The organism is Burkholderia sp. THE68, assembly GCF_009938265.1.
Taxonomy (GTDB): domain Bacteria; phylum Pseudomonadota; class Gammaproteobacteria; order Burkholderiales; family Burkholderiaceae; genus Caballeronia.
Window position 1 is genome coordinate 2081327 of sequence record NZ_AP022315.1, and the last position, 19302, is coordinate 2100628.

The following is a 19302-nucleotide window of genomic DNA, read 5'->3' on the forward strand; positions in this document are numbered from 1 at the left end:
AAAGTGGCGCGCGCCGAAGCAAGCCGGCACGCACGCAGGCCGACGCGGCGATGATCGCGAGTCCCCGGATGAAATCGAATTCGATCGATCGATCGGGTCCTTGCATGCATGTCGTGCCGAACAGGCCCGTGCCGTTCCCTTCTGCGAGGGTCGCTCGTTCTCGTATGGCTCGCCCGGCCAAAGCCGCGCGTCCTCGTGGGCCTGCTAACCCGCCAGGCGCGGGTGACCTCGTACCGGCACGCGCACGCACATCGCGCTTATTGAGTGGTCTCACGCCGGAACAAGCCGCTTCCGGCGATTCAATCTTCGGTCGGGAAATCCGCGACGGTCCGCCAGAATCCCGTATTTTACGGACACACCTCCGACCCACGCACCTGCGCCGCAAGAAACGTGCTGCGGCACACATGTGCATCCGTCGTTTCGCGCCGAAGCCTAGTCGCGAGACGCCGCCGTCACGGCGCGCGCGGAGGGCCGCTGATATATTCGATCGCAAAAATACGGGGATTTCCGGGGACGTCATGCGCAACAAGTTCGCCGTCGTCTGGATCTGGCTTTGTCTGCTTCCGCTCGCGTTCGACTTCCGTGGCGCGGGGCCTTACAGCAAAGTCGTCGAGATACTGCTCACCGTGGCTTCGATGGCCGCGGCCTGCGCGATCCTGCTGATCGCGCCACGCTTCGCACGACGCTCGCGCCTGCGCACGCTCGTCACCGCGCTCCTTTTGCTGACGCTCATCGGCAGCGTCGCCACGCAATGGCTGCAAGGCAACGACCCGGGCAACTATCTGCGCGTGATCCTGCCGTTCCTGCTGATGCTGCTCGGGTTTTTCGTGGGCGGCCGTCCGTGGGAGCCGCAGCGTCTCGAGCAGATGGAACGCGCGATGGTCTGGTCGATCATCGCGTCGCTCGTGTTCGGCTACGGTGTCGGCATCGCGGCGGGCGGCGGGATCGAGAACGTCGGCGCGATAAGCGTCCCGGTCACGTTCCTCTACCTGCAAGGGCTGCTGCTGCATGAATTCGTCTTCGCGAAACGCATCACGACATTCGCCGTGCTGCTGTTTCTCGCGACGATCGTCATCGAGCTCGTCAGCATGACGCGCAGCGTGCTCGTCGGCACCGTGCTGCTGCTCGCTTATGCGACGTGGCTCGCCGCGCCGTCGATCAGGCCGTTCTTCACCCGGGGCCTGCGCGCGGTCATGATCCTGACGCTGCTCGGCGCGACGGCTGCTGCATCGTCGGCGCTGTTCCCGGCCGTCGCCGAGCATTGGGTGCAGCGCGTGCCGTTCGCGCAGGACGCGCGAATCGTCCGCGATCCGGCCACCATCACGCGTCTTGCGGAGATGAAGGACCAGTACGAGCAGACGACATCATCGGCGCTTTCGATGACCGTGGGCATGGGCTACGGCCACGACTACGCGCTCCGGAAATGGACGGCCGGCCACGACTTCTGGGTCTATCAGTTCTTCGCGGGCGGCCTGTTGTTCGGTCTCGCGCTGCCGATCGCGCTCCTGTGGGCGCTCTGGCGCGGCTCGATGGCGTACCGCGCGTGGCGGCATCGCGCGCCCGACGCGCCCGGCCTGCCGGTGCTCGGACGTGCGCTCTTCGTGCTCGCGGCGCTGCCGGCGACATCGATCGGCGGCAATCCGCTGGGCGACCGTTTCTCGGGACTCGTGTTCGGCGTCGCGCTTGGGCTGGTCGTCGCGTCGTATGCGCGCATCTCGCACGCGATGCGCCTGCGCGCCGCCGAAGCAGCCGGAAGACCCACGCAGCACACAACGGCCTTTTATGACATGCCGCAAGACGCGTCGCTGCCCACGCAATCGATAGTGCCCCTGCGTCACTGAGCGGGCATATGCGCCCTGAGGTACGGAGCGAAACCGTTCTGCACGGCGATGATCTTCGTCGCGCAGTCGTCGAAGTCGGAGCCTCGCGCGCGTTCATCGCCAAACATGCCCTTGCATTGCGCGAAGAGCGAGATGGTCGCGCCGTTGCCGCTGGCGATGCGCGTCGCCGAAAACACCGGCTTGCCGGAACCCGAAGGCACGTCCGTTTCGATGGCGGCATCGTCGGCGCGCGTCAGGCGTTCCTTCGAATTCTGCTCGACGTAGGTCTTCGCGAGCTTCCACGCCGCATCGCACTGCGCGGCGTCGCGGCATGCGATGGTCGCATTGCGTTGCGCCGTATCGAGCGACTGCTGCGAGAGCAGGAACGTGCGTTCCTTCTGCTGTTCTTTCTCGGCGGACGAGCAGGCGGTGAGGACGATCGAGGCGACGGCGAGAGCGATGAGCTTTTTCACGGGCGGACAGCCAAAAAACCAGGTCGGACTGCGATTATAACGACGCCCGCTTTCGCCGCGCCGAAAGCGCCACCGCGGCGCGCGCCCGCCCGCGTGAAATGGCCGCTTGCGCATGGCTTTTGGCGTCGATCGGCGGCGGCGCGCAATATCCTGTTTTCATGCATGCGCGCCGACGCATCGAACAACAACACCCGGAGGAGATCATGAAGCACGCGCTACGCACGGCCCTGTTGTCGCTGGCGATGACCGCTCTCGCGCCCACGGCCGCGCACGCAGGCGATGTCGCCGACGCATCGCCGACGGACAGGCTGCTCGCGCAACAGAACGGTTATGTGGGAAATCCTGCGGGAGGCGCGCGGCTGCGCCCGAGTGCGCCCAAGGCGGACGCCAAATCGATGATGACGCCCAAGAGCGCGGCCGCGACGCTCTATCCGGCGCCGCCGGGCCTGAAGGCTCCTGCGGCGAACAACCCGGCACGCGCGCGCGACATCTACAAGTCGCCGTATTGAGCATCCGGGCCTTGACGCCCGGATGCCAGGGCTTTCATTCCGCGATACTTTCGTAGCCGTAATATCCGGCGTAGGTACTGCCCATCAGCACCTTCGACTGCGGCACATCGGTGAGCAGCACGCCTTTCATCTGCACGCCGCCGTTATGCAGACGCTTCATCGTCTCGCCGATCTCCTGCACCTGATTCTTGCCGTGCCGCACGACCAGCAGGCTCGTGCCCGCGTGTCTGCCGATCACGGTCGCGTCCGTCACGGCGAGCACCGGCGGCGTATCGATGACGACCAGGTCGTAGTACTGCTTCAGCTCGGCGAGGATTTCACCCAGCCGGTCGCTCGCCAGCAGCTCCGAGGGATGCGACGGCAGCGAGCCCTTGGTGATGAGGTCGACGCCCGGCAGCACGTCGTGCAGGATCGTGCTCCTTACGTCGGCGCCCATCAAAACGTCCGAGAGGCCGGGTGAATGGCGCACGCCGAAGTGCGAGTGGATATCGCCCCGGCGCATGTCGCCGTCGATCAGCAGCACGCGCTTGCGCGTCGAAGCGACCAGCGTCGCGAGGTTCGCCGAGAGGAACGACTTGCCCGCTTCCGGCCGCGAGCCCGTCATCATCACGACGTTGTTGCGCGCATCGCCGAGTTGCAGTTGCAGCGACGTGCGCAGGCTGCGGATGCCTTCGACCGCCGCATCCTCCGGCGCCTGCGCGGCGAGCACGTGCAGACCTTCGCGCCGCATGCCGACCTGGCGTTGCAGGCGAAGCTGCTGCGTGCTGCGCGGCACGATCGCGAAAACACGCGTGCCCAGTTGCCGTTCGATGTCTTCCGGACGCTCGACGCCGCCATAGAGCGCCTTGCGGATAAACGCGACGATAACGCCGAGCACGAGGCCGATGGCCGCCGAGATCAGGATCACGAGCATGCGCCTCGGGCGCACGGGATCGTCGGCGGCCTGCGCGAGATCGACGATACGCACGTTGCCGACCTGTCCCGCCTTCGCGATGCGCAGTTGCTGCGCGCTGGCAAGCAGGTTCGTGTACAGCTCGGTGTTCACGCGCACGTCGCGCATATAGCGCAGCGCGATCTGCTCGGTATCGGGCAGCGTCGACACGTTCTTGCCGAGGCGCGTCTGCGCGGCGGTGAGCGCGGCGATCTGCGCGTCGAGCGCCTGCACCGACGGATGATTCGCCGTGAAGCGCAGCGACAGTTCCGCGCGCTGTTGCTGCAGGTCCGTGAGCTTGGTCCGGTTATCGACGACCTGCTGCAGCAAGAGTCGGCTTTCCTCGGTGAGATCGACCGTGCCCTGTTTGTTGCGGAACGCGTTGTAGCGCTGCTCGGACTCGTCGAGCTGCTTTTTCACGAGCGGCAATTGCTGATCGAGGAACGCGAGCGTGTGCTCCGATTCGGCCGAACGTTTCGCGGCATCCTGCTGCACGTAGCGGTTCACGATACTGTTGACGATCTGGGCGATTTCCTTCGCATTACTACCTTCCAGCGATACGCCGATGATGCCGGATTGCGCTGCCGTCTCCGCCACGGCGAGTCGTTGCTGAAGACGGTCGATGGTCGTGAGCGTCGAGAAGCGCTGCAACTCGAACTGCACGCCGGGATGACCGACGAGCCTGTCGACCTTGAGCGTCACCGGACCGTGCGGCGTCATGCCCGACACCTGCTCGCCGACGCGGCCCGAAAGAATCGCGACGCCTTCGGGATCGTTCACCACGTAAGCGCCGTGAACGCCCGCGACGAGCGTGAATTTTTTCTCGTAGAGATCCTTCGGCGTTTCGAACAGCGGCACCGCGATCTGCTCGCCGCCCCACGCGAAGCGCGACAGATAGCCCGGCGGAACCGGAATGTCGAACTTCGCGAGCGCGTTGCCGATCAACCCGCCCACGACGGGAAAGCCGCGGGGAGCCGCACCGATGTCGAGATGCAGTTGCCGCACCGTGTCGTCGATGACCATACGCGAGCGCAGCAGCTCGATCTGCGCGGCGGTCGCGGACTTCGCATCGGACATCTGCGGAAGCGCCGGAGCCGTGTTCGCGTTGGCGTTGAGATTGAGGTTTGTGCTGGTGTTCTTGCTGCCGTCGTCCACCTGGATCAGCGCGTCCGCCTTGTAGACCGGCGTCGCAGTGTAGGCGTAGGCAGTGCCGAGCGCGATCACGGCAAGCATCACGACCGTGACGAGCTTCCAGTTGCGCATCACCGCTGCCAGATAGTCGGACAGCCGCAACTCGTCGCCCGTCGATACGTCCGCGTATCGTGAATCAAAGTTCATCGCCATGATCTCGCTCGCTTGCTTTTTTTAAGTCGAACAATGATTTTCCGGCGCGCCCCCGCGCGCGCCGGTCAGACGCTTACTTCGTCAGCACGGCCGCCGTCAGACCGGCGTTGATCGCCGGCAGGAGCAGGTTCAGGACGCGCGAGAAGCGCACCAGGCCGTTGTTGTCCACGTAGACGACGTCATGCGGCTGCAGCTCGAAGTTGTTCGCGAGCAGCATCGACACCGGCGAACGCGCGTCGAGGTGATACACCTCGGGCTGGTCCGTCGCGCCGTTGCGGATCACGTACACCTCGCGCGGATCCGACGTTTCAGCATTGAAGCTGCCCGCCTGCGACACCGCGTCCGAGAGCGAGAGCCTGCCGCTGCGCATCGGAATGACCGTCGCCGGGCGGGTCACTTCACCCATCACGTAGACGCCGTTTTCGTCGCGCGAATCGACGCGCAGCGCATCGCCCGGCTTCAGCATGATGTCCGAAGGACTGCGGCCCTTCGCGGTCATGCCGGCCATGTTGATCTTGTACGTGACGCCATCGCGGATCAGCGTGACGCGGCTCTGGTCCGCCGTCGGCGCGAAGCCGCCCGCGCGGCCGACCGCCTCGGTGAGCGTCATCGGAATGTCGTTGATCTGCTGCGCGCCCGGCGTGCGTACGTCGCCGTCGATATACACCTGCGCCGCACGGAACGAATTGACGCGCACCGTCACCTGCGGCTTCACGAAGACCTTCGACAGCTCCGCATACAGCTCGCGCTGCACCTGCGTCTCGGTCTTGCCGACGACGTGCAGCGGCTTGTTCACGTACGGAAACTGGATGTTGCCGTCCGCATCGACGACGAAGCCAGGCGCGGCATCGGCGGTGCGCGCCTGAGCCAGCGGCTGGCCCAGCGCCGCGACGAGCTCGGGGTGATCCCAGACCGTGATCTGCAGCACGTCGCCGATGCCAAGCTTGTACGGTCCCGGCTTGCCGTAGAGCGACGCGTTCGGATCGGGCGCGGTGGAAGGCTGCACGGTGCGCATCTTCTTCACGAGCGCGGCATCGATCTGCGTGATCGGAATGTTGGTCGTGCTCGCCGGATCGCCCTGGTCGTTCGACGTCTCGACGAGCGCGGCCGGCTTTTCCATGTGCATGCCCGGTGCGAGCCCGCAGCCGGTCAGGATCACGGAGATGGAAGCTGCCGCAGCCAGGCTCGTGAGGCGGAAGATACGCGACACGTTGGTATTGGCGGCCATGGAGGTGGTGCCTGGTTGTTGTTGGTTATGCATGATGGTCGTCCCCTGCTTCAGTAAGCGTTGGTGTGGCGTAGTCCCTTGAAGATCGTTGCGGCGATGATTCTCATATCGAGTCCGAACGACCAGTTACCCAGGTAGTACAAATCGTGAGCGACGCGTCCTTCCATCTTTTCGATCCGATCCGTTTCTCCACGAAAACCGTTGACCTGGGCCCAGCCGGTGATGCCTGGCTTGATCCGGTAACGATGGATATACCCCGATACGACCTTCTGATACAGGTCGTCATGTTCGAGCGCGTGTGGACGCGGGCCCACGACTGACATGTCGCCGCGCAGAACGTTGAAGAACTGCGGCAGCTCATCGAGGCTGGTGCGGCGCAGGAACGCTCCGACACGGGTCACGCGCGGGTCGCCGCGCGTGGCCTGGCGGAGCACTCCGGCCTGTTCCGTGTGCATGCGCATCGAACGGAACTTGTAGATGGTGAAGACGCGGCCGTCCGCGCCCTTGCGGCGTTGCCTGAAAAGCACGGGCCCGCGTGAAGTCAGCTTGATCGCGAGCGCGATGCAGATCAGCAACGGCGCGACGGCGATGATCGCGCCGAGCGCGAACGCGCGGTCGAAGAGTTCCTTTTGCAGCTGCGCCGACGGCGACATCGGCGACGCGACCAGATTGATCGCGGGCTGGCCGAGCAGGTCCGTCACGCCGCTTTCGAAGAGCGCGAGACTGCGCACATCGGGGATGAAGCGCACGTTGACGAGATCGTCGCGGAATTCGTTCACGAAGCGCAGGATCGTGCGCTCCTCGGAAAGCGGCAGCGCGAGCCACACTTCGTGCACGTTCTGCGCGCGCACGAAGCTCACGAAGGCATCGAAATTGTCGTAGACCGGCACGCGCGTGTTGAGCCGTTTGCCGGGCGCGGCGTTGAAGGCCACACTCGCGCGAAAGCCGGTGTCCTGCGAGCGCTCGATCTTGCGCAGTATCAGATCACAATGCCTGCCGCAGCCGATCACGGCCACTTCCTGCAGGTTCATGCCGGCGTTGCGCATGCGCGCGAGGATCACATGCGTGATGAGACGCCCGGCGATCATGAGGCCGCCGGACATCGCGGTCCAGTAGGCGAACCAGAGCCGCGACACATAGTCGAGACGATGCAGGGAAAACATCAGCGCCAGCGCGCAGCCTTGTACGACGAGCCAGCCGAGCGACACCTGACAGGCAAGCTGGAGCTTGCTGCGGCCGCGCCACGACTGGTAGACGCCGAAGCCAGGAAAAAGCGCGAGCGAAAACGCCGCCGCGAATGCGACGAACGCCATCGAATAGGTGTGAGCCTCGATGTACTCGAACCTGATTTGCGACGCTACCGCCGCGCCGCCGACGATCATCAAGACGTCGAACAGGCGCGCGAGCAATCCCTGTAAATCGCGCATGTTTTCTCCCCGAACGCAATCAGCCCTTTACCGCCCCGCCTGTCTCCTCCTCGCGTGCGCCCGTCTTCTCGCTTTGCAAGCCGATGCAGACAAGTCTCTCTCGCTCTGCCTCTTGATACCGCGTCCTGCTTCACACTTCAGTTGCATCGGCCATAGTTGTCGTCGAAACGCACGATGTCGTCTTCGCCGAGATAGCTGCCCGACTGCACTTCGATGATCTCGAGCGGCACCTTGCCCGGGTTCTCCAGGCGATGCCGCACGCCGAGCGGAATGAACGTCGATTCGTTCTCGCTCAACAGGAACTGTTCTTCGCCACGCGTGACGAGCGCCGTGCCGCACACGACGACCCAATGCTCCGCGCGATGGTGATGCATCTGCAGCGACAGCTTCGAGCCCGGCGACACCACGATGCGCTTCACCTGGAAACGCTCGCCGTGCTCGATCGAATCGTAGAAACCCCACGGCCGGCGCACCTTGCGATGCGCGTCGGCTTCGGGCGCATGCTGCTCGCGGATGCGCGCAACCAGCCCCTTGATGTCCTGCACGCGCGAACGGTCCGCCACGAGCACCGCGTCATCCGTCTCCACGACGATCACGTTGGTCGTGCCCACGCACGCGACGAGCCGCCCGCCCTCGGAGCGCGCATAGCTCGACGTCGCGCCTTCGAACACGACGCGCCCGCTTGCGACGTTGCCGGATTCGTCCTTGTCCATCGCGTCCCAGACGGCGTCCCACGAGCCGAGATCCGACCAGCCCGCGACGAGCGGCACGACCACGCCGTCGCACGGCTTGCTCGGCGTGCCGATGTGCTCCATCACGGCATAGTCGATCGAATCGGACGGTGCGCGGCCGAACTGCGCGGCCTGCGGACGGAAGAACTTGCCGTCGGCCTCGCCTTCCTTCGCTGCGGCCGTGCAGGCCGCGAGCATGTCGGCGTTGAGCTGGCCGAGCGCCGCGAGCCACACGCTCGCGCGCACCACGAAGATGCCGCTGTTCCACCAGTACGTGCCGGCCGCGACGTATTGCGCGGCGAGTTCGGCCGCCGGTTTCTCGACGAAGCGGTCGATGGTGTGCGCGCCGTCATCGAGCGCCGCGCCCAGGCGGATATAGCCGAAGCCGGTGTCGGGGCGCGTCGGCGGAATGCCGAGCGTCGCGATCACGCCGCGCTCCGCGTGCTCCGCCGCAATCGAGATCGCGCGATGCAGCGCGGGAATATCGGCGATGGAGTGATCGGCGGGCATCGCGACCATGATCGCGTCCGCGCCGTTCTTCACCGCGGCGAGCGCCGCGAGCGTGAGCGCAGGCGCGGTGTCGCGCCGCGCCGGCTCGACGATGATGTGCGCGTCGACGCCGCTCTCGCGCATCTGCTCCTCGGTGGTGAAACGATGCTCCTCGCCACATACGATGATCGGTTCGCCGTCGACCTTGAAGTCGCCCGCGAAATCTTTCAGTCGCGAAACAGTAGCCTGCAACAGCGAATCACGACCGACGACGCCGATCAACTGCTTTGGGAATTGTTCACGCGACATCGGCCACAGGCGGGTGCCCGAGCCGCCGGCGAGAATGACCGGGACGAGGCGTCGGCAAGGCCCGGCCATCACGGCCGGGCCCGCCTCCACACCTGCCGCTCCCTGCGCCACTCCACCTTCCGTGCGTGCTTCATTCGTCATAAAGGACTCCTGCCTGCATGTTCATCCGAACGGCGTGAACCGTCCGGGAATGATTAAGTGCCGAACCGATGAGGTCCGGCCAAATGTCCGACGCTTTACGCCATAGTTGGCGTGTCAGCGACCCGCGTCACACTTCGCGCGTTTCAGCCGTTCGCTTCGCGCCTGCTCTGCATCCGGTATTCCGTCGGCGAGATCAGAAGGCGCTTGCGGAAGATCTTGGCGAGCCTGTCGCCGTTGCCCATGCCGCTTCTGCGCGCGATCTTGTCGACCGGCAGCTCCGAATCCGTCAGCAGCGCGCAGGTCACGGCAAGACGCGCCTGCAGCAAATAATCGGATGGCGTGATGCCCATCTCGATCTTGAAGCGGCGCAAAAAGTTGCGCTCGCTCATCGCGGCCACCTGCGCCGCATCGACGACCGAAATCGGCCGTTCACAGTTGTCCTGCAACCAGCGCGCCGCCGCGCGGATCTTGTCGCCCGCCGACGCCGCGCCGCTGTCGCCGAGAATCGACACCAGCTTCGCGGCGGAACCCGGCATCAGGCGCTCGGCCACGCTACGCGACACGTCGATGCCCAGATCGCGCTTGACGATGATGAGCGCGCCCTTCATCGATTCGTAGCGGTCGCCCGCATCGCCCTGCTGCTCCTCGCGCACGAGGTGAATCATCGCGTTGCCGTAGCGCTGCGATTCCTGCGCGTGACCGATGCCGGCGGCGTCGAGCACCTTGCGGCCCTCGGAGATGGCCCGCACAACGGTCGTCTTCGACTGCACGCGGCGCAGCCATTCGATGATGCGATCGTCCTTCGCGGCGTCGTCGGCGCCACGGCCGCCCGCGACGAACAGCGCGTCGAAGCCGCCGTAGTGACGCGCGTCGAGCCCGTCGGTCCACACGCGCACCGACGACGAGCACGCCACATTGCCGCCCTCGACCGACAGGAAGCGCACGTCATACGTGCAATCCGGCCGTGACTTCGCAGACGACAACTCGTTCGCCATGTGAAAGACCTCCGCGACGATCCCCGCGCCCAGCAGGGAAAAACCGTCGAACAGCAAGATTGCGATGCGGCGGACCTCGGCCTGCGAGGCTCTCGTCGCGGGTGGTGTCCAACCCGTGACTGCGGGTTCTACATTGGCGTAAGGCATGGTCATCCTCTGCAGCTTTGTTTCCTGGAGTGCGCGGAAGAGTTTCTCGGCCATTGCGGCGCATCAATGGACTATCCCGAACTTCGCCGGGTTGCCGTGACCGATTGGAACGAAGTGATGGCGGATTCGATCCGCTGGCTTGAATAATAAGCAGACAATGTTTTTTGTGCTCTGGAATTTCGCGTTTGAACGACAGAATCTGTTCCGCTGTGAGGGTGACCGCACATTGGTATGCCTTTTCCAAATCGCAACGACGCGCATTTTTCAGTGGATGAAAAATACGATTGGTTTTGTCATACAAAGTGTGGCTGCAGGCGTTAGCGCATTTCGTCCCGCAAGCCGCCGGATCGGACAGCCGGATGGCCGCAACGCCATGATACACGGCCCTGCGCGGTTCTCCGGGCAGCGCATCGGCCCGGTAGGATCATTGAAATTGATGCAAAAATGAAACATCGATCCGAGGCTGCGCAGTAACTCGAATCAAGGAAATCGGAAAATTTTGGATTTACCGTTACATTTACAAACGCTGGCTAATTAACATCTGATTCGCCTATTTAATAGCTCTGCTGAACTGCCTTTCGATTAACGACGATTTTCAATTAATCGAACGCAAGGTCGAAAGTCGATTTTGAACCGCCCTGCGCGATTTTTATTCAACGACATAATGCGGTGTTTTCATATGAATTACGTTGCTGCGGCGCAATACATGCCGGCTGGCGGCGACGCCGCGCGCACGCGGACCCGGCGCGCGGCCACTTCCATCTCCGCCTCATATATTTGCGGCGGCGCACGCCGCGACGCCGCTTTTTGAATGACCGAATGTCTGGCCACGTAATCATCGGGCGAATGGTTTTAAATTCGCGCGAACCGTCGACGTCCGCGCCTGCGGGATTTAGTGCGGCGGCGGCAGCGCGGCATCGGTCAAGTTTGCTGCCTCGATGTGCCGCGTGACTCGCGTGGCGGCATCCGTCGGATGTTTCAGTTGTGAGAATCGATGCGGATTCGAACATGGCCGACCTGCCCGATCGATCCGACAAAACATCCCGGCGCGTGCCCGCGCGCACGGTCGCGCAGCAGCGCGGGCGTCATCGTGTGCGCTTGAGCGCGCGACAGACACGGAGCGAAGATGCTGAGCAACACGGATTTTCTGACGGTGGTTCGGCTGACGCCGCTCGTGGCGATCGATCTGATCGTCACCGACGGCAAGCGGCGCATTCTCGTGGGCCGTCGCCGCAACCGTCCTGCGCAGGGCACCTGGTTCGTGCCGGGCGGGCGCATCGTCAAGGATGAAACGCTCGACGCCGCATTCAGGCGCATCGTGCACAACGAACTGGGCGTCGCGAGCGCGGAGCGTTCGGCCACGCGCTTCTTCGGCGTGTACGAGCATCTCTACGACGACAACTTCGCGGGCGCGTCGGACATCGGCACGCACTACATCGTGCTCGCTTACGCGATGACCTTGAGCGGCACCGTGCCGATCGGACGTTTCGATCAACACAGCGAATATCTCTGGCTTGGCGCCGACGATCTGCTCGCACGCGACGACGTGCACGAGAACACCAAGGCCTACTTCCGCTGATCCCGCAAACGCGCGCGCTGAAAGGACAAACGGCGCACATTGCTGCGCGCCGCCCGCCCCTTCCGCCAAGAAACCTGCTGTGCCGCGACCGTCCGGTTTCATCAGACGTCACGGATGATGCGAGCATATTCCCCGCGTATCGAGATCATCTGCCAACAGTTCGTCAATTTCGGACTTGCGACCCGGGGACTGTTGGCCGCCGCGTATAGTGCGAGCCATGTAACCCACTTTCCCGTACTTTCGTTCCTTATGGATGGGACCGGGACACGCCGCCGACATGCCGGCTCCGGTCCGCACAGGGAGACGTCGATGGTGTATGCCAATGGCTCGGGCAGGCTTCAGGTCGTGCGCGGCGTCGCGCACGACACGCCGCCCGCCGATATGGCCAGCGCGGCGAAGCGGATCGGCATTCTGATCTTCGAGGACTTTTCGCTCGTCGAAGTCAGTTCGATCTCCGAGGTGTTCTCGCTCGCCAATCAGGTTCGCCTGCCCGCGGATGCCGCCGGGCGCTCGGCGGCGCCCAACTATTCGCTCTTGTTCCTGTCGAGCGAGGGCGGCAGCGTGGCGAGCAGCTGCTCGATGCGCATCTGGACCGAGAGCCTCGAAACGCGCTGGATGAACGAGTGCGATGCGCTCTTCATCGCGGGCGGCGTGGGCGCGCGGCATGCGCGCAACGACGCGGCGTTGCGAAAGCGTCTCGGCCGCGTCGCGCCGAAGATTCCGTTCATCAAGGCGATCGGCGAAGGCGCGCATATTCTCGCCGCGGCCAGTCTCTCCGTGCAGAACCGCTCGCTCGATTTCACTGCGGAGTCCGCGGATCGCGCGCACTCGCCCGCGCTGACATCCACGTTGACGAACCCGCTTTTCATCGCCGAGCAGACGCTCACGCTCGACGATCCGAAAGGGCCAATCGCGGCGGCGCTGTCCATCGTCAAGCGCGATCACGGCGCGACGGTCGCGCGGGAAGTGTCGGAGCGTTCGATTCCCGGCGCGTGGCAGAAGCTCGCCACCGTGCTCGACGATACCGACAGCGGCGGCGTGCGCCAGAAGATCGAGACCGCCGCGCGCTGGATTCGCGAAAACTACGTGCGGCCGATTTCCATCACGGATGCGGCGCGCGTCGCCGCGATGAGCGAGCGCAATTTCCTGCGCCGCTTCAAGGCGCAGATCGGGCTGACGCCGTCGGAATATCTGCTGCGCGCCCGGCTCGATGCGAGCTGCATGCTGCTCGCCGCAACCGATCTGCCCGTCGACAAGATCGCGCGGCGTTGCGGCGCGGGCAGCGGCGACGGCCTCGCGAAAATCTTCCGCAAACGGCTCTCGATTTCGCCGACCGAATACCGGCTGGCGGGCCGTCGAAAACAGGGCGACAGCTCATAGGCGGGTTCGACGGGCCCGCGAGATTACCTATAACGGACACGCATGGAATCAAGGGTACTCTGGATCCTTTCGAATCTCGGCGACGCGGCCTTTTTGCTCCCGCTCGCACTCGTCTGCGCGCTTTGGTTGCGCTCGGTCGACCTGCGCCTCGCGTTGCGCTGGGCGGTGCTGCTCGCAATCGGCATGGGCTTCGTCGGTCTCTCGAAGATTCTCTACGCCGGTTGCGGCGTCGAAATAACGGCGATTCAGCTGCGCATGATCAGCGGTCACACGATGCTCGCCGCGTCGATCTACACGGTCGCTGGCGGGCTGCTGTTCGGCGGTTTCGGCGGCGGATGGTATCGGCTGGGCGCGGCGGGCGGGCTTGCGCTCGCGGCGGCGATCGGCGCGAGCCGCATCATGCAGGACGCCCACGCGCCGGCCGAAGTCGTCGCGGGCTGGGTGCTCGGCGCGGCCATCGCCGGCCTGTTCCTCGCGCGCGTCTTCGACCAGCCGCGCAAGATGCCGCGCGCGCTCGCCGCGGGCGTCGGGCTGCTGGCGGTTTCATCGATCGCGTACGGCCATCACGCGCCGTTTCAGCGCATGATCGAACATTACTCGGGGTGGCTCTGCCAGGGATTGGGGTTCTGAAAAGGCGCGGGCGCGGGCGAACCCAAGTATGATCGTCGCTTGAAAAAGCTGGCTGATTCTTCGCGCGCGCCGTTCGGGGCGCGCGATTACGTTCCGGACCCCGAGCATGGACCGCTTTCTTGCAATGAAAGTCTTCGCGCGGGTCGTCGAGGCGGGCAGTTTCTCCAAAGCCGCCGACGCCCTGCGCCTGCCTCCCGCCAGCGTCTCGCGCACGCTGCAGGCGCTCGAAGCCCATCTGGGCGCGCGCCTGATCAATCGCACGACGCGCAGCATCAGCATCACGGAAGACGGCGAGGCCTATTACGAGCGCTGCGTGCGCGTGCTGGGCGAAGTGGACGACATGGAAGCGTCGCTTTCGCATTCGAAGCTGAGTCCGAAGGGCAACGTGAAAGTCAGCCTGCCGCAGGTGATGGCGAAGAACACGATCATTCCCGCGCTGCCGGAATTCTTCGCGGCGTATCCGGATATCGGCGTCGAGCTGCTGCTTACGGACCGGCAGGTCGATCTCGTCGAGGAAGCGGTCGATTGCGTCGTGCGCGTGGGCGCGGTCGGCGATGTCGGGCTGGTCGCGAAGCGTATCGGCGCGTATACGCAGATCACGTGCGCCGCGCCGGGCTATATCGAGAAGCATGGCGAGCCGGCTTCGCTGGAGGATCTCGAACAGCATCTCGCCGTCGGGTATGTGCTGAACAACTCGGGGCGCGTGCGCAACTGGGAATTCGTCGTCGATGGAGAGACGCGCACCGTCGCGATGAAGCACAAGATCGCCGTGAACGACGGTGATTCGTATATCGCGGCGGGGGTCACGGGACTCGGGCTGATTCAGAGTTCCAGCTACACGCTCGCGCCGCTCATCAAGAGCGGCGCGCTCCGGGAGGTGCTCAGCGACTATCCGTCGTATCCGCGGGTGGTGTCGGTGCTGTATGCGGCCAATCGCCATCAGCCTCGGCGTGTGCGCGTGTTCATCGACTGGGTTGCGGAGCTGTATGCGCGGTTGCCGACGTTTCAGGTCAGCAGGAGTTAGGCTTTCACACTGCGCGCGAACGGCATCGCGCACCAGTCGTAATCGCGATACGCGCACTCGACCGCATGAAGATCCGCCGGCCGCGCGCTAGCGTGAACCCCGTACAAATGCGGCAGCGCCATCTCGACCGCAACACAGTTCACATAATCACGCGCACGCATAAGCGCAGGAATCGTCGTGAAGAACGCCGTAGTCGGCACGCCAAAGCCCGCCGCGACATGCAGCGCCGCCGTGTCCGCCGTCACCAGATAGCGTGCGCGACCGACCCACGCGAGGAAATCGCCAGTATCGACAGAAAGCGACGCGATGTCGCGATACCGCGGATGATCGACCGCGCCGAACCCCATCACCGGCAGGCCGGTCTCATCCGCGAGCCGCGCCACGATACCCGCACGCGCCGACGCCGGAATACTGCGCACCGGCGTGCTGGCGTCGGGACAGAAAAGCGCGTAAGGCTCGCGCGCGGGCGTAGGCAAAGGCAAATCTGCAAGCCAGTGATTGCGTTTGTCGTCGGCATCGATGGTCTGCGGCGCGACGCCCAGCGCCCACAGAAAGAAATCGATCATCGGCATCGAGGCGAAGCGCGGCCAGAAAAGCTGATTGCCGATATCGATCTTCAGCTCATCGACCGGCAGGCGCGCGAGCGGCACGGGCAAGTCGACGATATCGCCACAACGCGGCGCCGCGAGTTCGTAAAGACGCTGCACATAGCGCGGCGCGCGCGCCGGACGGTAGATCGTGAACGCGAGATGCGGATGCAGCCGCTTGATCGCGAAGAGCGCCGAAAGCCCGATGATCGAATCCCCGAGCGTGACGCCGAATGCGTTGACGAGATGAACGCGGCTCGCGCGCGCATAGTCCGCATCGAAAGGCGCGCGGCCCGCGTTCAGGATATCGGCGGGCAGCGAGGAAAAACCGGCGGCATCGGCATGCGTGACTTCGAGATCGTACGGCGCGACGATCTCGCCGCTCTGCGACAACAGTGAGCCCGCGTGGGTCAGCGCATGAACTTCGTCGAGCGTCGTCATGCGTGACCGCCCGCGTCAGCCCGCCGCGCCGCGCTCGGCCGCCACCTTCGCGACCTGCACGCTCTGCAGCACGGGCATCGTCGTCGTCTGATACTCCGGCACCCAGCGGCGCAGATCGCGGCGCACTTCTTCATCGGACAGCACGCGATGCTGCATGAGCCACGGCAACAGTTCGTCGATGAAATGATCCGGCACGCCCCGCGCCTGCGCGATGCGCAGCTTCGGATGCGGCGTGCGCGTAGTGGTTTCGTCGTCGGCGAGCAGTTCCTCGTAGAGCTTTTCGCCCGGACGCAACCCCGTGAACACGATGCGGATCTGCTCTTCCGAGAACCCGTAGAGCCGAATCAGATCGCGCGCGAGATCGACGATCTTCACGGGCTGGCCCATGTCGAGAATGAAGATTTCGCCGCCGCGCCCCATGCTCGACGCCTGCAACACGAGCTGCGCGGCCTCGGGAATCGTCATGAAGAAGCGCGTGATCTCCGGATGCGTGACCGTGACCGGCCCGCCCTTCGCGATCTGCTGCTGGAACTTCGGAATCACGCTGCCCGCGCTGCCGAGCACGTTGCCGAAACGCACCGTCTCGAACTGCGTGCGCGGCGCGGATTGCTGCAGCGCCTGACACGCCATCTCCGCGAGACGCTTGCTCGCGCCCATCACGTTGGTCGGATTGACGGCCTTGTCGGTGGAAATCAGGACGAAGTGGCGCACGCCGTGGCGGATCGCCGCGCGCGCGACGCGCAGCGTGCCGAGCACGTTGTTGCGCACCGCCTGCCATGCGTTCTGCTCTTCCATCAGCGGCACGTGCTTGTAAGCCGCGGCGTGGAAGACGATATGCGGCGTGAAGCGCGCCATCGTCTGATCGAGCAGGAGCGAATCTTTAGCATCGCCAACGACCGGAATCACCGAGCACTCGGGAAAGCGCTCGTGCAGTTCCTCGATGAGACGGTACATCGCGTATTCGGAGAGGTCGTACGCGACCAGTTGCGCCGGCGCGAAGCGCAGAATCTGCCGGCACAGCTCCGAGCCGATCGAACCGCCCGCGCCCGTCACCATCACGACGCGCCCGTGCAGCAACTGCTCGACGTGCGGCATGTCGATCTTCACCGGCTCGCGGCCGAGCAGGTCTTCGAGGTCGATCTGCCGCACGCGCGACAGGAAGTTCTGCCCCTGCGTGAGCGGCGAGAGCGCGGGCAGCACCATCACCTTGACGCCCGCGCGCACGCACAGCGTGGCGACACGCCGCTGCTCCTCGACCGACGCCGACGGAATCGCGATGATCACGTAGTCGACCTTCAGTTGCTCCGCGATGCGCGGCAGATCGCCGAACGAGCCGAGCACCTTGTGCGCGAGCACTTCGCGGCCCTGCTTGCCGGGATCGTCGTCGAGCATGCCGACGAGGCGCCATTCGCTCGAGCGCGCCAGTTCACGCGCGAGCATCGCGCCCGCCGTGCCCGCGCCGAGCACGATCACGGGCTTGCCCTGCCCCACGAGCCCGCCGTACAGATAGAACTCCTTGGCCGCGCGATACAGCGCGCGCGCGCCGCCCATCGCGAGGAACAGCAGCAGCGGCGAAACGATGAGCACCGAGCGCGGGATGATGGGTATCGGCTGCGACATCACCGCGCCCACCATCACGACGAGCGCGCCGACGATGATCGACTTTGAAATACGCATCAGGTCGGGCAGGCTCGCGAACACCCACATGCCGCGATAAAGACCGAAGACGCGAAAGACGATGGCGTAGACCGGCAGCACCCAGACGAGCGCGGCGAGCGCGCCTTCGCGGAAGTCGTGCGGCACGGCGCCATTGAAGCGGATTACGTACGCGGCAATCCAGGACCCGGCCACGGCGACCAGATCGAAGAGGAATGCGCCCGCCGATAGCCATGATGCTTTTATTCGATTCATCAGCCGGCCCCTCAAGTTTGTTCGGAATGGCGCGTCGCATGACGCCGCCAACGCGCATCGACGGCCGCGCCCGCTGCCACAACCACGACGGCCCAGCCTGTCACTGCCGCCCACTGCCCCGCGAACGAAAACCGCAGTGCCCAGTTGGCAAGCATTATGCCCGCCAACATGAGTGCATACCATGCGAGCGCGGTTCGCGCGTGTCCGACGCCCGAGCGCACCATGCGCTGATAGTAATGCTCCCGATGCGCCTGCCAGAATTTTTCGCCGCGCGCGAGACGCCGCAACAGGGTGACCGACGCATCCGCGATGAACGGTGAAAACACGACCGCCGGGAACCAGACCGGCCACGCGCCTCGCTGCCAGCCCCAAAACCCAAGCGCGCCGGCGAGAAAACCCAACGGAATAGACCCGGCGTCGCCCAGAAAAATCCGGGCCGGATGGAAATTGAGGGTCAGGAATCCGGCCGCGGCGGCGGCGATCGCCGCGCTCGCGAGACCCAGATCGGCATGCGGCGCGGGCCCGGCGAGCGCGGCGAGCGCGTAGCCGCCGAAACCGAACAGCGCCATGCCGCCGGCGAGCCCGTCGGAGCCGTCCATGAAGTTGTAGAGATTGACGAGCCACAACATCAGAAAGCCGACCAGCGCGAGCGCCCACCACGGCACGTCCGCCGGATGCGCGACGATGACGAGCGCGACCGCGACCATATGCGCCGCAAAGCGCACGCGCGCGGGCAGCCCGCGGCGGTCGTCGATCTGCGACACGGCCGCCAGAAAGACCGCGCACGCGGCAACGAGCCACATCGACGGTGCGGCGAGCACGAGCGCGATCACGGCGACCGGTACGACGCCCCAGCCGCCGACGCGCGGCGTCGGCCGCTCGTGCAGCGAGCGCTCGTTGGGGATGTCGGTGGCGAGACGCCACGCGAGGCCAGTGCCAAGCAGCGTCCGAAGGATCAGCGCGCACGCGGCGAACGCCAGTACCACGACCGCCGTCGCGGTCAGCAGCGGCGAAGCTTCAAAATACGAAAGCAGCATGCAATGTCATCGAGTTGTCGAAACGAGGCCCTATCGTCCTGGCAATTCTTTTCTCGGGAAAACCCCGAAGGATACGCGAACATTCGCCGGGTTTAGTTTTAAATATCTGACGAATAAGGAAAATCGCGCTGACAGAACCTGTCAGAAGTCTTGCAATGCCGATGTCGAA

At 64.8% G+C, this 19302-nt stretch carries 16 protein-coding genes; 7 read left to right on the plus strand and 9 right to left on the minus strand.

Annotated features, from left to right (window positions below; genetic code table 11):
* Positions 1-518 precede the first annotated feature (518 nt).
* Entirely contained in the window at positions 519-1841 is a 1323-nt protein-coding gene (locus BTHE68_RS09885; RefSeq protein WP_232077872.1) for a hypothetical protein, read from the plus strand.
* On the opposite strand, the gene BTHE68_RS09890 is transcribed toward BTHE68_RS09885, so the two are convergent.
* On the minus strand, positions 1835-2293 hold the full coding sequence (locus tag BTHE68_RS09890; RefSeq protein ID WP_162066173.1) for a hypothetical protein: 459 nt from the start codon (positions 2291-2293) through the stop codon (positions 1835-1837). The two genes, BTHE68_RS09885 and BTHE68_RS09890, sit on opposite strands and share 7 nt — an antisense overlap.
* Before the next feature lie 203 nt (positions 2294-2496).
* Between BTHE68_RS09890 and BTHE68_RS09895 the strand changes: the two genes are divergently transcribed.
* Positions 2497-2802 (plus strand): hypothetical protein, encoded by a 306-nt coding sequence (locus BTHE68_RS09895; protein WP_162066174.1) that lies wholly within the window; start codon positions 2497-2499, stop codon positions 2800-2802.
* Positions 2803-2836: 34 nt separating this feature from the next.
* On the opposite strand, the gene BTHE68_RS09900 is transcribed toward BTHE68_RS09895, so the two are convergent.
* The 5 genes from BTHE68_RS09900 to BTHE68_RS09920 form a co-directional block, all read right to left on the minus strand.
* Complete coding sequence (locus BTHE68_RS09900) at positions 2837-5077, minus strand: polysaccharide biosynthesis tyrosine autokinase (protein ID WP_162066175.1); 2241 nt, start codon at positions 5075-5077, stop codon at positions 2837-2839.
* Positions 5078-5150: 73 nt separating this feature from the next.
* Positions 5151-6305: a polysaccharide biosynthesis/export family protein gene (locus tag BTHE68_RS09905; protein WP_162066176.1), complete on the minus strand. Its 1155-nt coding sequence runs from the start codon at positions 6303-6305 to the stop codon at positions 5151-5153.
* A gap of 50 nt (positions 6306-6355) precedes the next feature.
* Positions 6356-7732, minus strand: a complete 1377-nt coding sequence (locus BTHE68_RS09910; RefSeq protein ID WP_162066177.1) for an undecaprenyl-phosphate glucose phosphotransferase — start codon at positions 7730-7732, stop codon at positions 6356-6358.
* Positions 7733-7869: 137 nt separating this feature from the next.
* Positions 7870-9402, minus strand: a complete 1533-nt coding sequence (locus tag BTHE68_RS09915) for a mannose-1-phosphate guanylyltransferase/mannose-6-phosphate isomerase (protein ID WP_162066178.1) — start codon at positions 9400-9402, stop codon at positions 7870-7872.
* A gap of 143 nt (positions 9403-9545) precedes the next feature.
* Positions 9546-10544: a GlxA family transcriptional regulator gene (locus tag BTHE68_RS09920; protein ID WP_162066179.1), complete on the minus strand. Its 999-nt coding sequence runs from the start codon at positions 10542-10544 to the stop codon at positions 9546-9548.
* Positions 10545-10683: 139 nt separating this feature from the next.
* Here BTHE68_RS09920 and BTHE68_RS09925 point away from each other — a divergent pair, with 139 nt between their 5' ends.
* From BTHE68_RS09925 to BTHE68_RS09945, 5 genes are all read left to right on the plus strand, one after another.
* Positions 10684-10992: a hypothetical protein gene (locus BTHE68_RS09925; RefSeq protein WP_162066180.1), complete on the plus strand. Its 309-nt coding sequence runs from the start codon at positions 10684-10686 to the stop codon at positions 10990-10992.
* Between the two features lie 678 nt (positions 10993-11670).
* Complete coding sequence (locus tag BTHE68_RS09930) at positions 11671-12123, plus strand: GDP-mannose mannosyl hydrolase (protein WP_162066181.1); 453 nt, start codon at positions 11671-11673, stop codon at positions 12121-12123.
* A 309-nt stretch (positions 12124-12432) separates the two neighbouring features.
* On the plus strand, positions 12433-13503 hold the full coding sequence (locus BTHE68_RS09935; RefSeq protein WP_162066182.1) for a GlxA family transcriptional regulator: 1071 nt from the start codon (positions 12433-12435) through the stop codon (positions 13501-13503).
* A 42-nt stretch (positions 13504-13545) separates the two neighbouring features.
* Positions 13546-14133, plus strand: coding sequence for a phosphatase PAP2 family protein (locus tag BTHE68_RS09940; RefSeq protein ID WP_162066183.1), 588 nt, complete (start codon positions 13546-13548; stop codon positions 14131-14133).
* Positions 14134-14239: 106 nt separating this feature from the next.
* Positions 14240-15157: a LysR family transcriptional regulator gene (locus BTHE68_RS09945; RefSeq protein ID WP_162066184.1), complete on the plus strand. Its 918-nt coding sequence runs from the start codon at positions 14240-14242 to the stop codon at positions 15155-15157.
* On the opposite strand, the gene BTHE68_RS09950 is transcribed toward BTHE68_RS09945, so the two are convergent.
* The 3 genes from BTHE68_RS09950 to BTHE68_RS09960 are packed head-to-tail and all read right to left on the minus strand — an operon-like array spanning position 15154 to position 19133.
* Positions 15154-16185 carry a glycosyltransferase family 9 protein gene (locus tag BTHE68_RS09950; protein WP_162066185.1) on the minus strand — a complete coding sequence of 344 codons (1032 nt, stop codon included), beginning with the start codon at positions 16183-16185 and terminating at the stop codon, positions 15154-15156. The genes BTHE68_RS09945 and BTHE68_RS09950 overlap by 4 nt on opposite strands.
* Positions 16186-16200: 15 nt before the next feature.
* A complete protein-coding gene (locus BTHE68_RS09955; RefSeq protein ID WP_162066186.1) occupies positions 16201-18096 on the minus strand; it encodes a polysaccharide biosynthesis protein in 1896 nt (631 codons plus the stop codon).
* 11 nt (positions 18097-18107) lie between these two features.
* Positions 18108-19133: an MraY family glycosyltransferase gene (locus tag BTHE68_RS09960; protein ID WP_162066187.1), complete on the minus strand. Its 1026-nt coding sequence runs from the start codon at positions 19131-19133 to the stop codon at positions 18108-18110.
* Positions 19134-19302 lie beyond the last annotated feature (169 nt).

Coding starts and splice junctions, on each gene's coding strand:
- BTHE68_RS09930 (WP_162066181.1), top strand. CDS start 11,671: ATGCTGAGCAACACGGATTTTCTGACGGTGGTTCGGCTGACGCCGCTC.
- BTHE68_RS09945 (WP_162066184.1), top strand. CDS start 14,240: ATGGACCGCTTTCTTGCAATGAAAGTCTTCGCGCGGGTCGTCGAGGCG.
- BTHE68_RS09895 (WP_162066174.1), top strand. CDS start 2,497: ATGAAGCACGCGCTACGCACGGCCCTGTTGTCGCTGGCGATGACCGCT.
- BTHE68_RS09950 (WP_162066185.1), bottom strand. CDS start 16,185: ATGACGACGCTCGACGAAGTTCATGCGCTGACCCACGCGGGCTCACTG.
- BTHE68_RS09905 (WP_162066176.1), bottom strand. CDS start 6,305: ATGGCCGCCAATACCAACGTGTCGCGTATCTTCCGCCTCACGAGCCTG.
- BTHE68_RS09940 (WP_162066183.1), top strand. CDS start 13,546: ATGGAATCAAGGGTACTCTGGATCCTTTCGAATCTCGGCGACGCGGCC.
- BTHE68_RS09885 (WP_232077872.1), top strand. CDS start 519: ATGCGCAACAAGTTCGCCGTCGTCTGGATCTGGCTTTGTCTGCTTCCG.
- BTHE68_RS09910 (WP_162066177.1), bottom strand. CDS start 7,732: ATGCGCGATTTACAGGGATTGCTCGCGCGCCTGTTCGACGTCTTGATG.
- BTHE68_RS09935 (WP_162066182.1), top strand. CDS start 12,433: ATGGTGTATGCCAATGGCTCGGGCAGGCTTCAGGTCGTGCGCGGCGTC.
- BTHE68_RS09900 (WP_162066175.1), bottom strand. CDS start 5,077: ATGGCGATGAACTTTGATTCACGATACGCGGACGTATCGACGGGCGAC.
- BTHE68_RS09955 (WP_162066186.1), bottom strand. CDS start 18,096: ATGAATCGAATAAAAGCATCATGGCTATCGGCGGGCGCATTCCTCTTC.
- BTHE68_RS09960 (WP_162066187.1), bottom strand. CDS start 19,133: ATGCTGCTTTCGTATTTTGAAGCTTCGCCGCTGCTGACCGCGACGGCG.
- BTHE68_RS09915 (WP_162066178.1), bottom strand. CDS start 9,402: ATGACGAATGAAGCACGCACGGAAGGTGGAGTGGCGCAGGGAGCGGCA.
- BTHE68_RS09920 (WP_162066179.1), bottom strand. CDS start 10,544: ATGCCTTACGCCAATGTAGAACCCGCAGTCACGGGTTGGACACCACCC.